An 11,929-nucleotide genomic window follows, 5' to 3' on the forward strand; every position below is an offset into this window, starting at 1 on the left:
ACTTTGAAAACCCTTTAAGCCATTATCATGCGGTGTTAAAATTGCCGCACTTTAATCAAACCTGTAATACAGAGCGCCACTTGGACAGTAAAACGTATATTCCTGAAGCATTTATCGACGACGTAAAAACGTACCTTCCAACTCACCTAACACTCGACGATTTTTTGCAAGCTTGCAAAAGCCCGCTCAGGCGTTCGGTCAGAGTGAATACGTTAAAAATGTCAGTCAGTGATTTTAAAAGCTACTGCGCTGCGCATGATTGGTCCATTGAGCCGGTGCCTTGGTGCGACAGCGGCTTCTGGCTTACTCGCTCTGAAACAGAAGAACACAGCCTGCCTATCGGTAATACCGAGCTGCACTTGAGTGGGTGTATTTATGTACAAGAGGCCAGTTCGATGCTGCCACCTGTTGCCCTAAAACACGCTATTGAAGACAGTGACACCGTGTTAGATATGGCCTCAGCGCCCGGTTCTAAAACGTCACAGTTAAGCGCCATGATGGATAACAAAGGCGTACTCATCGCCAATGAACTTTCCTCATCACGCCTTAAAGTACTGGCTGCTAACATGAAGCGTATGGGAATAGCCAATTGTGCGCTCTCCCATTTCGACGCGGCGATATTCGGTGATTACATGTATGAATGCTTCGATAGTATTTTACTTGACGCCCCTTGCTCTGGTGAAGGTACTGTTCGAAAAGATGCTGATGCACTCAAAAATTGGTCTATCGAGTCTAATATCGATATTGCGGATGTTCAAAAAAAGCTTATCCGTAGCGCATTTATGGCTCTAAAACCGGGCGGCACATTAGTATATTCAACTTGCACACTCACGCCCCTAGAAAACCAGCAAGTGTGTGACGAGTTGCTAAACGCATTCCCTGACGCCATAAAAACAGATGATTTATCCTCTCTTTTTCCTGATGCTACTAGAGCAACTACCGAAGAAGGCTACTTACACGTTTGGCCACAAATTTACGACAGTGAAGGCTTTTTCATTGCGCGCTTTATTAAAACCGCGTCAGTAGAAAATACAGCACAAAAAACTAAAAAAGGCAGTTTTCCGTTCGCCGTAAGTGAGAAAAAACTACAGCAGCAATTTTTTGACCTCGCAAAAAAACAATTTGGCATAGAGCAAACCACCATCTCAGGTCAACTTATGAGCCGCGATAAAGAGCTGTGGCTTTTCCCTGACGGATTTCACAACGTCGAAAATAAAATTAAGTATTCCCGCATGGGTATTCAAGTTGGCACAACCCATAAAAACGGCATTCGATTAGAGCATGAATTTGCAACAGCACTAGGCCAATTAGCATGTAAAAATAACTATGCGATGTCTCAAAATGAAGCCAAAGATTATTTCAACGGTAAGGATATTCGCCTTGACTGCGCTGTAAATGTAACTGGCGAGGTGATCTTAACCTTGTGTGGCGCGCCTGTTGGTCTTGGCAAATGGCAAAAGCAAAAAATTAAGAATAGCCTACCACGAGATCTTGTTAGTGATAGCCAGTTGATAACTTGGGTATAACTTGAACATATCTTTTCTGTTTTTTTAGAATATTTATTTATATATAATATAAGTAATTGTAATAAATAAACTTTAAATATATTGCTGTTGTTTGTAAGTTTTATGAAAAGTTAACTACACTTAAGTTACTTTCTACTTCTCCCTTACAGTTGAAAGGTGTTTTTAAGTAACGCTTTGGCTCCATTGGAGCTATCCCCTAAGCCCAGAGCAAGCGAGTGCACTGGGCATTTTTTTGTGTAAAAACTAAAGAAATAATTACGTTTGTTACATTAATTTGCTTTCTGTCGGCAAATTGGTCGTAAAAAACGCAGCATTGCATTTAAACCAACAGAGGTACTCCTCACATCAGTTGATGAAGGATAAGGTCCACCATGATTCATAGAGGAGCACACTTCGACTCCCGTTGACATTTGGTTTTCAATAATGCGCCCTACTTTATACTCAAGTGCTTCAATTAACGCGTCAGCTTTGCGCAGATCGGCAGGAGTGCCATGCACCGATGCGGTGAGTTGTCCATCAAGAGACTCGACTAATGCCAGTAATTGAGCGGGTTTATCATAGGTGACAATCATGGCCATTGGACCAAATACCTCCTCATGCAGCGCTTTGTTATCCAAGAATGTGTCTATATCTGTGGTAAACAAATGTGCATTCGCATGATGCGACTCATTGAGTACACCTTCAGCCAACAACGTGACCTCATTTGATTGTTTAAGCTCAGCAATGCTCTGCTTAAAGCTCGATACGATATTTGGCGACAGCAAGGTATCTGACTGGCTCGCTTTGATATGGTCTATAGCTTGCTCGATAAATGCCGAACTTGCCGCTGGCACCAGCCATAAACCCGGGCTGGTACAAAACTGTCCGTTACCCATTAACAATGCTTGGCAAAGCTGGCTGGCCAATGAGTTACTGGCTTGTGCTATTTGCTCTTTTAATAAAAATTGCGGATTAATACTGCCAAGCTCTCCGTAGAAAGGGATCCGCTCTTGACGCGTGCCTATGGTCTCTAATAATTTTTGAGCCACCGAAAACGAGCCAGTAAAACCGATTGCTTTGACCTGTGGCGCCGCAACCAATTGATGAGCAAGGTCATATCGCTTTGCCTGGACCATAGAGAATACCCCTTTTGGCATCTCACACTTCTCAATGGCTAGGCTAATGGCACGTGCCATTAACTCGCTTGTGATCGGGTGTGCTGTGTGGCTTTTTGTTATGACACTGCACCCCGCAGCTAACGCGGCAGCGGTGTCGCCACCAAGCGTGGAAAACGCATATGGAAAATTTGATGCGCCAAACACTCCAACCACACCAAGGGGAATATAATCAAGTTCGGTATTCGGCTTAGGCAGTGGTGTGCGCTCAGGTACTGCCGCATCTGTACAGCCAAAATTGGCAATGCTCTTTTGGCTACCTTCTAAAGCTTGAGCAAACGCCCGTAATTGCCCCATTGTCCGAGCTCGCTCACCTTCCAGCCGCGCCACTGGCAAATTTGTTTCTTGATGTGTTGTATCTATTAATAAGCTACCAAGCGCTTCTATTTCATCCGCAATGGCATGCAGAAACTCAGCCCTTTGCTGATAACTGGTTTTTCGATATACCTTAAATGCACGTTCGGCCTCATTGATTGCGTGTTCCAGCATATCTGAACTCGCCTCGTATACTGGCGTTTCTAGTGGCAAATTCAGCTTTGGTGAAAAGCCATAAAATATGTCTGCCTGTTCAGCTATTTGCCATGAACCTGCAATAAGACTTGCTCCAGTAACTTGCATGTTACCTCCACTCAATTTAGTTGATTTATAAAACTTGAAAGCCGAATGCATATGGATCATCATCATCGACACAAATATTGCTGGTGCCTGTCACTCGTGACCAACCGCGTATACTGGGTTGAATCGCAGCGTTACCGGCTACCTCAGTTACCCCTTCAATGCACCCAACGAATTGACTACCAATAAAGCTTTCGTGAACAAAATCATCGTTGACTTGCAATTGTCCTTTAGCAAACAACTGCGCCATTCTGGCGCTTGTACCTGTACCACAAGGCGAACGATCAATTGCCTTATCACCATAAAATACGGCATTTGCAGCATGAGAATTAGTGTGCTTTGCTTTACCCGTCCAAAGTACATGAGATGCACCATGAACAGTGGCGTTTTCAGGGTGTACGCAGTCTACTTTTTGATTAACTGCATCGCGTACTTGAGGGCTAAACAATAAAATATCACTGGCATTCCACCGTTCTATTCCGGGGAAATTTTGTTGCGGCTCTACGATAATGTAAAAATTACCTCCATAGGCAATATCAACGCGCAAAGCGCCAATACCAGGTACTTCAATATGTATATCTTCATATGCTAAAAACGCGGGAACATTAAATAGCTTAACCCATTCAACTCGCTCTCCTTGCTTTGCATAGTGAGCATTGACTCGACCTGCGGGGGTATCTACTTTAATACGCCCTTCCTGCTCGGGGTGCAATAAACCTGCTTGTAATGCAAACGTCAGCGTACCAATTAAGCCATGGCCACACATGGGTAGGCACCCTGAAGTCTCGACAAACAACACACTCAAATCACCGTCGGGGGTGGTTGGTGGGTAAATAAATGCCCCAGACATCATATCGTGGCCACGAGGCTCAAACATTAACGCTTTACGGATCCAATCATAATCGGTCATGAAGTGCTGACGCTTTTCACTCATAGTGGAACCCTTTAAAACAGGGTGCCCACTGGTGATCAAGCGCACAGGGTTGCCACATGTGTGGCCATCAATACATGAAAACGTCCCTCTGCGCATGGTGTTAATCCAAATTGAACTTTGATAGGTCAATACGGCTCGTCATTGCATCATCATAAAGAGCACGGACCATGGCTTTTTCACTCTCTGGTAACGCTAATCTCGGCGAGCGTGTTACTTCTGAGCCGCGCCCAGCTAACGACTCAGCATATTTAATACACTGAACAAGCGTTGGAATTGTATCTAAGCGCAGTAGTGGTAAAAACCAGCGCCAGATCTCTTTTGCTTCTTCATAACGACCTTGTCGTGCAAGCTCATAAATCGCAACCGACTCTTTTGGAAACACATTGGTTAAACCTGAAATCCAACCCGTCGCGCCCAACATTAAACTTTCAAGCGCAATATCATCAACGCCACCAAATATAATGAAGCGATCACCAAAAGCACTTTGCAATTCGGTGATACGGCGGGTATCTTCTGTCGCTTCTTTAACGGCAACAATATTGCTTTCTTGCGCTAGTACCTTCATACCTTCTATAGATACATCGACACCATACGTGATCGGATTATTGTAAATCATCACAGGTAATGACATAGAGCGGGCTATTTGCTGATAATGATGGATAGCCTCACGCTCAGTCGAGCGATACACCATACCAGGGAGTACCATTAAGCCATCAATGCCTAATTGCTCAGCATCTTGACAAAACTCAATGGCAAACTGAGTAGTTGTTTCGGCAACGCCTGTTAGTAATGGTACTCTTCCCGCAACACGTTCTTTAGCAGCCTTTAACACCTCACGCTTTTCTTGCTGACTTAAAGAACAATTCTCCCCGACCGTGCCAAGAACAATCACCCCATGAACACCTTCGTCTATCAACGCATCAATCATATTGAGCGTAGTATCAAAATTAATGCTGTTATCATCATTAAATTGTGTCGTTACAGCTGGGTAAACCCCTTGCCAAAGTGTTGTCATGATCTTTCCTCTGTTGGTTTTTATGTTTACCATCTTAGGTATATTGTATACAATAATCAATATCCAAATTAGAATAATCATATATCGAAAAGGTAATCACCAAATACATCCTAGTAAAAATAAGCTTAAACATATGATATTTATATAGATTAAATTTTTTTGGTTTTTTTTGTAGAGCGCAATTAAAGCGTTACTTAGCAAGATGCAATCAGTTGAATGCAGTATGTTTTAACAAAAATCGATAGGAAAATTGCATGTCCAATCAACTTAACATTGCCGTCATAGGGGCTGGTATTGTCGGCTTGTGTACGGCGAAAAAATTACAGGATCAGGGTTTTTCTGTGACCTTGTTTGACCAACAAGGCATTGCTCAAAAGTGCTCCAAAGGTAATGCCGGACACTTCGCTACCGAACAAGTATTCCCTTTGGCGCAAGCTAGTTTGCTAGCCAAGATCCCCAGCATGCTATTTAATAAAAATGGGCCATTAAAAATAGAATGGCGCTACTTACACCATGCTTTACCTTGGTTTTGGAAGTTTATTGCCAATATGCGCTCGGCTAAACTTGCCGCTAATACACAGGCACTTAAAGCGCTTAATAGCAGCGCATTATTGGCTTATAAATCCCTACTGGGTGGTAAAGACTTTGCAGATTTAATCACCCTTAATGGCAGCCTGCTGACCTTTGAAGACACACCCCGTCATGATATTAATAAGCTATATCAAAAGTATAAACGTCAAGGCATTGCTGTAAAGTGGCTTTCGGGTAAAGCAATATACTCATTAGAGCCAAGTTTAAATAAACGCATAAGAAACGCGCTACTGTTTACGGATGTGGGTCATAGTGTCGACCCATATGCACTGTGCCAACATATTTTTACACGTTTTCGTGATGCAGGTGGGCAATTTAAGCAACAGGGTATTGGTGCGATCAACACCATTGAAGATGCAGTAACGCTCACTTGTTCCAAAGGTGCTAGTACTGAGTTTGATAAAGTGATTGTTTGCACTGGTGCATGGAGTAAACAGCTATCACAGCAACTCGGCTTTAATGTCCCACTTGATACTGAGCGGGGTTACCATGCCATGATTAAAAAACAGACCTCACTTTCTCGTCCTGTGGCTTCTGCTGAGCGGCAATTTATTATAACGCCGATGTCCAGTGGCCTACGCGTAGCAGGTACGGTAGAGTTTGCGGGGCTCGATGCTCCAGAAAACCATCAGCGTACAAAAGTACTGCTACAACATGCCAATGCGCTACTACCCTGCATCGACGATACTCCCCCAAGTGAAACGTGGATGGGTTGTAGGCCTTCACTGCCCGACTCATTACCTGTCATCGGCCGCAGCCCACATCATCGTAATGTATACTTTGGCTTTGGCCACCAGCACCTTGGCTTAACCCAAGGTGCAATCACCGCTGAATTATTAGCGCAATTATGTAATAGTGAAGCGCCAAGTTTAGACTTAACCCCCTATCGCATTGATAGATTTTAGGAGATGTTATGACAACAATCGGTGTCGGCATACAAAGCCAACAGCAAGCTTTAGATTCTCTCAGCAACATGACCGCTGATGTGCAAGCCATTAGTTATGATGAATATGTGCAGCGTATTACACATGCGCAAACCTATATGAAACAACACAACATTGCCGCAATCTATCTTAACGCGGGCACTAACCTGAGCTACTTTACCGGTATGAAATGGTATGCAAGTGAGCGTATGGTCGGGGCAATTTTACCCGCCGATGGGGGCGTACAATTTATTGCGCCAACCTTTGAAGTCGGTACATTAGTTGATTATCAAGTCATTAAAGGCCCTATCCATACTTGGCAAGAGCATGAAAGCCCGTATACATTATTCACAAAAATGTTACTAGAGCTGGGCGTAACAGAAGCCGCCACAATAGGTATTGATGAAAGCACTGCCTTTTTTATTTTTGACGGTATTCGTCAGGCCGCTTCAGATCATACATGGATAAATGCCGACCAAGTCACCGCTTATTGTAGAATGCATAAGTCAGCGCATGAACTGAGTTTAATTCAACGCGCAATGGACATGACTTTAGCGGTACACCAAGCAACTGCCAGTATGCTGCATGAGGGAATAACCACAACTGAAGTGGAAGCCTTTATCAATGCCGCTCATAAAAAAGTTGGCGCCACAGGTAACTACTTTTGCATCGTATTATTTGGCGAAGCCTCTTCGTTTCCTCATGGCGTTAAAGAGCCGCAAACACTTAAACAAGGGGACGTAGTATTAGTTGATACGGGGTGCAAAGTTGAAGGGTATTTATCAGATATCACGCGAACCTATGTCTTTGGTACCCCCTCACAGCGACAACGCACCATGTGGCAACATGAAAAAAATGCCCAAGTAGCCGCTTTCAACGCCGCTCAAATCGGTAAACCGTGTGGTGCAGTAGATGATGCCGCACGTAATTACTTAACATCTGTCGGTCTTGGCCCTGACTACAATGTACCTGGCTGCCCTCACAGAACAGGCCATGGTATTGGCCTTGATATTCATGAATGGCCCTATTTAGTGCGTAATAATCCTCAGCCGCTACAAGTAGGTATGTGCTTTAGTAACGAACCGATGCTGGTTATTCCTGATGAGTTTGGTGTTCGTTTAGAAGACCACTTTTACATGACAGAAGCTGGCCCGCGTTGGTTTACACAACCCAGCTACTCTATTGATGATCCATTTGGGCTCAATACTTAGCCCGTACATCTAATTCACATATTTACACGCTCAAAGCGCTGACAAAATTAGCGCTTTCTTTTTCCATAACAAAAATATACGATATGCATATAAACCATAACGGAATATATACACATGGGTATTGTTAAAATATCAGATGAACTTCACGAAGAATTAAGAAATACATCACACGTCATGTCACGCTCTATTAATGCCCAAGCCGAGTTTTGGATAAAAATTGGCAAGTTGGCAGAGCATAACCCAAACAAAAATTTCGCTGAATTGATCCATGCAGAATTACAAAAACAAGCACACAGTGAGACCGATGTAAATGACTGACGTTTCAATTAAAAACGCGCAACAAATTGCATTAATGCGTGCCTCTGGAAAGTTACTTACACAAGTTTTTATTATGCTCGATAGCTATGTTCAACCAGGCCGCTCTACCATGGAGATAAACGACACAGTTGAGCGCTTTATTGTTGATAAGTTACATGCCCGACCCGCCTCCAAAGGCCAATATGGGTATCAATATGTATTAAATTGTTCTATTAATGACGTGGTATGCCATGGTGTACCGAGTAAAAGTCAAATCATAAAATCCAGTGATATTATTAACCTTGATATTACGCTTGAAAAAAATGGATACATTACCGATTCTAGCAAAATGTATGTAATGCCTGATGCAAGTTTAGAAGCAAAAAAGCTTGTCAAAGCCACGACCGAGGCAATGTATCAAGCCATTAAATTGGTAAAACCAGGCGCTCGATTAGGTGATATTGGTCATGCTATTCAGAGTTTTGCGCATAAAAGGGGCTACAGTGTTGTACGTGAATACTGCGGCCATGGCATTGGTACTGACATGCATGAAGCACCCAATGTACTTCACTATGGAAAACCCAATACAGGCATGCAGCTTAAACAAGGTATGACCTTCACCATTGAGCCAATGATCAATCAAGGCAGTGCGAAAATAAAGACCAAAAAAGATGGCTGGACCGTTGTAACCAAAGACAAAAAACTATCAGCTCAAGCTGAACATACTATTTTAGTCACTGAAACAGGGTTTGAAGTGCTCACATTGCGCCCAGAAGAAGCAGATACTTTCAACCCATGATCGCGACAGATAGAACACTCCAAAATGTTCGATGTATAGAAGTCGTGTGCTATTGAATTTATTACCTTTTTAATTCTAACTTACGTCCACATAATGCCGTGCGTAAAATAATAGGGTATGCAAACAGTATTTCGTATTCCCAACGAAATAATTACAGCGGTACTTTTTGAGCTTTGTACGTAGCAACCATCAACCGTATTATTAGCAGGAATTCATAACCTCTGCTTCATCGTGAGTAAACCTTAAAAAATTGCACAAACCCAAGGCGGATATTTGTCCTCGATATGTTCAGCTTAAGCATGATAAACAATATTATACTTGAGACGATAATTATATTTCATCAGCACATGCGCTGTTTGATACAGGAAAGTGATGAACGTAGAACAAGATATCGCAAAACTTCGCCGTTTGAATAGCGTTGTAACTGGGCCACTTAAGCTCATTATCAGTGAAGTGTTGGCAATAACGCCACTGGTTATTGACTGGATCAATGTGCAAACCAGTGGCTCTGCAGTTTGCCGATACAAACCCGACAATGTTCGGCAATATGAAGTCCGTTACCAATTTGGTAATATCGGCAATTTAGTGCACGAATTAACCCATGTTGCTGTGAATGAGTCTTATAATCTCGATTTTATCAACTACTCTAACAGAGCTTCAATTGATCTGCCTGATAGAGAACTTGATATACTTGGTCGCTGCAAGAATGAAGATTTACGACAAACCAAGCAAATGAGCCAAAGTATGAACACCACGAAAAGTGACATACTTATGCGCATCAAAGGCTGGACCGATGCCTCAACAGAATTATCACAAATACAAAAATCTGAAATATCAAACAAGCTCATTTATGGCATGATAAACCCTCATAAAGAAGCTGATACCGTATTAAATCAAATACTCGTGTGGCTATTCGAATGGGGATTTCCAATCACAGGGCAATATATTAATAAACCCATTGTAAATGCACTATATGAAGAGCTCAGTAGCGCGGTAAAAGCGGCTCATTTAGAACGACTAAATTGCAGGCGGCACAACAATATAAGAGCAGCTTGAATAAACAGAAAATAAAATGACTGGGCTAGGTATGCCAAAATATAAAACAATGATGAAACTGATAAGTGGATTGGTAGTTAACTACTTTATCAACTCAGTCTATGCCAATTTAAAAACTAAAACTCAGACACAAAAAAGCCGGCATTTGGCCGGCTTTTAATTAAACAATATAGTGATTTATCTTACTTTAGCATCAATATCGACTAAATCAGTTAAATGGCATGTTTCACCTGAGTGCGTTTTAATGCCATGCTCACCAAAGTAATCACGTTGTGCTTGTACTAAATGACCATTACTTGGCGTGCTTAACGTTGCGATATACGTTTGCGTTGATGACAACACAGGGAAAGCTAAGCCACTTGAAACCGCAAGCCCTGTCACTTTGCGCAATGCAGACATCTCGGTTTGTAAGCCATCGATAAATTCAACGCCTTGCGCTACATCATCAAGGTAATCGGCACGGATAATACATCCAGCACGCCATGTTTGTAACGTTTTAGCTAAGTCTACTTTCCATTGATGGGCACGTGATGCACCTTTAATTAATGCCAAGCCTTGCCTATAGCATAGTAAACTCGCCAAATAGAATGCTTGCTTTAATTCATCAAGATCAACATCGATATTAATAGTCTCTTTGTCAGCATAGGTCATTTCTTTTGCCGCGTGCGTATCAATCGTATTGGTCAAATGACGTGCTTGTACAGCTGCGACAAGCGATGGCACCGCAATGCCAAGCTCTAATGCATTTTGTGCAGTCCAAAGGCCTGTACCTTTTGCACCCACTTTATTATCGATTAAATCGACGAGTGATTCATTTTTTGCCGTCTCTAGACGTAAAATGTGGCTAGAGATTGATAGCAAGTAGCTATTCAGTGTGCCTTCTGACCAAGACTCAAATACTTCTGCTACTTCTTGAGGTGAGCGACCTGTACCATGGCGCAATAACTGATACATCTCAGCAATGAGCTGCATCAAGGCATACTCAATGCCATTGTGAACCATTTTTACAAAGTGGCCACTGGCTGACTGACCTACACGCGCAAAACATGAATCGCCATTATAGCTGGCTGCAACTTTTTCAAACCATGGCTCGACACGCTCCCAACCACCTTCTGATCCACTTGCCATCATAGCTGGACCATGACGCGCACCTTCAGCGCCACCGGAAATCCCCATCGTAGCGAATTCAAATTTGTTCTGATATTTTAATTTACGAGTAATACCATCTTTATAGTTGCTGTTTCCACAATCAACAATGATATCTTCTTTCGCCACGCCGGCTTCGACCAAATCACCACATACACGATCAACCAACTCACCAGCAGGAACCAGTAGCAAAATTGAACGAGGTGTTTCTAAACGTCTGACCATATCACCGAGATCTGAAACTATGTGTAAGCGCTCCGCCATGCCCAAAGATTGAGCGCAGCTAAGTAACTCAGCACCTGCGTCAGGGTTTCTATCATAGGCAACTAACGTTAACCCCTTCTCAATTAGGTTTAATGCAAGGTTTTTCCCCATCACGCCTAAACCAACTAATGCAACTTGCATTTAGTTTCCTCCTCGGTAACTACAAAATTGTGAGTGATCTATTACTTCGCGCCGCATTATACCCTAGCCGCTCTAAGAAGCCAGCGTATGACAACGTATAACTAGCAAAGTCAGGCTAAATGTCCTTGCTAATCTGTTTTTTTTTCATTACACACCTACGGCTGGTGTTTATTTAACCAAATGCAATTAACTATGATGTTAAAAAAACAAACGGATACCTGCCAACACTACACGTAAAGTATTAAAAACGACCAGAT

10 protein-coding genes are annotated in these 11,929 nt (G+C 42.6%); 6 read left to right on the forward strand and 4 right to left on the reverse strand.

Annotated features, from left to right (window positions below):
* Positions 1-80 precede the first annotated feature (80 nt).
* Positions 81-1,526 (forward strand): 16S rRNA (cytosine(1407)-C(5))-methyltransferase RsmF, encoded by a 1,446-nt coding sequence (gene rsmF, locus PCIT_RS12225; protein ID WP_040696612.1) that lies wholly within the window; start codon positions 81-83, stop codon positions 1,524-1,526.
* Between the two features lie 269 nt (positions 1,527-1,795).
* On the opposite strand, the gene PCIT_RS12230 is transcribed toward rsmF, so the two are convergent.
* Genes PCIT_RS12230 through PCIT_RS12240 form a run of 3 tightly spaced genes read right to left on the reverse strand, consistent with a single transcriptional unit; the run spans position 1,796 to position 5,244 of the window.
* A complete protein-coding gene (locus PCIT_RS12230; RefSeq protein WP_021032204.1) occupies positions 1,796-3,298 on the reverse strand; it encodes an aldehyde dehydrogenase (NADP(+)) in 1,503 nt (500 codons plus the stop codon).
* Positions 3,299-3,323: 25 nt separating this feature from the next.
* The gene (locus tag PCIT_RS12235; protein WP_010363869.1) at positions 3,324-4,325 is read right to left on the reverse strand and encodes a 4-hydroxyproline epimerase; all 1,002 of its coding nucleotides are present in this window, start codon (positions 4,323-4,325) and stop codon (positions 3,324-3,326) included.
* 4 nt (positions 4,326-4,329) lie between these two features.
* A complete protein-coding gene (locus tag PCIT_RS12240) occupies positions 4,330-5,244 on the reverse strand; it encodes a dihydrodipicolinate synthase family protein (protein ID WP_010363870.1) in 915 nt (304 codons plus the stop codon).
* Positions 5,245-5,498: 254 nt separating this feature from the next.
* Between PCIT_RS12240 and PCIT_RS12245 the strand changes: the two genes are divergently transcribed.
* The 5 genes from PCIT_RS12245 (at position 5,499) to PCIT_RS12265 (ending at position 10,121) form a co-directional block, all read left to right on the forward strand.
* Complete coding sequence (locus PCIT_RS12245; RefSeq protein WP_010363871.1) at positions 5,499-6,740, forward strand: NAD(P)/FAD-dependent oxidoreductase; 1,242 nt, start codon at positions 5,499-5,501, stop codon at positions 6,738-6,740.
* A gap of 8 nt (positions 6,741-6,748) precedes the next feature.
* A complete protein-coding gene (locus PCIT_RS12250; RefSeq protein WP_010363872.1) occupies positions 6,749-7,969 on the forward strand; it encodes a M24 family metallopeptidase in 1,221 nt (406 codons plus the stop codon).
* 114 nt (positions 7,970-8,083) lie between these two features.
* The gene (locus PCIT_RS12255; RefSeq protein ID WP_010363873.1) at positions 8,084-8,287 is read left to right on the forward strand and encodes a ParD-like family protein; all 204 of its coding nucleotides are present in this window, start codon (positions 8,084-8,086) and stop codon (positions 8,285-8,287) included.
* Positions 8,280-9,065, forward strand: coding sequence for a type I methionyl aminopeptidase (gene map / locus PCIT_RS12260; protein WP_010363874.1), 786 nt, complete (start codon positions 8,280-8,282; stop codon positions 9,063-9,065). Before PCIT_RS12255 ends, map begins: the two co-directional genes overlap by 8 nt.
* A gap of 372 nt (positions 9,066-9,437) precedes the next feature.
* Positions 9,438-10,121, forward strand: coding sequence for a hypothetical protein (locus PCIT_RS12265; protein ID WP_010363875.1), 684 nt, complete (start codon positions 9,438-9,440; stop codon positions 10,119-10,121).
* A 177-nt stretch (positions 10,122-10,298) separates the two neighbouring features.
* Here the strand turns inward: PCIT_RS12265 and gndA are convergent, their stop codons facing one another.
* Positions 10,299-11,672 (reverse strand): NADP-dependent phosphogluconate dehydrogenase, encoded by a 1,374-nt coding sequence (gene gndA / locus PCIT_RS12270; protein WP_010363877.1) that lies wholly within the window; start codon positions 11,670-11,672, stop codon positions 10,299-10,301.
* Between the last annotated feature and the right edge of the window lie 257 nt (positions 11,673-11,929).

This window comes from Pseudoalteromonas citrea (genome assembly GCF_000238375.3).
In the GTDB taxonomy this organism is placed as follows: Bacteria; Pseudomonadota; Gammaproteobacteria; order Enterobacterales; family Alteromonadaceae; genus Pseudoalteromonas; species Pseudoalteromonas citrea.

What these genes read in the sequence shown, in the direction of transcription:
- PCIT_RS12230 (WP_021032204.1), bottom strand. Translation starts at nt 3,298, where the DNA reads ATGCAAGTTACTGGAGCAAGTCTTATTGCAGGTTCATGGCAAATAGCT.
- PCIT_RS12235 (WP_010363869.1), bottom strand. Translation starts at nt 4,325, where the DNA reads ATGCGCAGAGGGACGTTTTCATGTATTGATGGCCACACATGTGGCAAC.
- PCIT_RS12240 (WP_010363870.1), bottom strand. Translation starts at nt 5,244, where the DNA reads ATGACAACACTTTGGCAAGGGGTTTACCCAGCTGTAACGACACAATTT.
- PCIT_RS12245 (WP_010363871.1), top strand. Translation starts at nt 5,499, where the DNA reads ATGTCCAATCAACTTAACATTGCCGTCATAGGGGCTGGTATTGTCGGC.
- PCIT_RS12250 (WP_010363872.1), top strand. Translation starts at nt 6,749, where the DNA reads ATGACAACAATCGGTGTCGGCATACAAAGCCAACAGCAAGCTTTAGAT.
- PCIT_RS12255 (WP_010363873.1), top strand. Translation starts at nt 8,084, where the DNA reads ATGGGTATTGTTAAAATATCAGATGAACTTCACGAAGAATTAAGAAAT.
- map (WP_010363874.1), top strand. Translation starts at nt 8,280, where the DNA reads ATGACTGACGTTTCAATTAAAAACGCGCAACAAATTGCATTAATGCGT.
- PCIT_RS12265 (WP_010363875.1), top strand. Translation starts at nt 9,438, where the DNA reads ATGAACGTAGAACAAGATATCGCAAAACTTCGCCGTTTGAATAGCGTT.
- gndA (WP_010363877.1), bottom strand. Translation starts at nt 11,672, where the DNA reads ATGCAAGTTGCATTAGTTGGTTTAGGCGTGATGGGGAAAAACCTTGCA.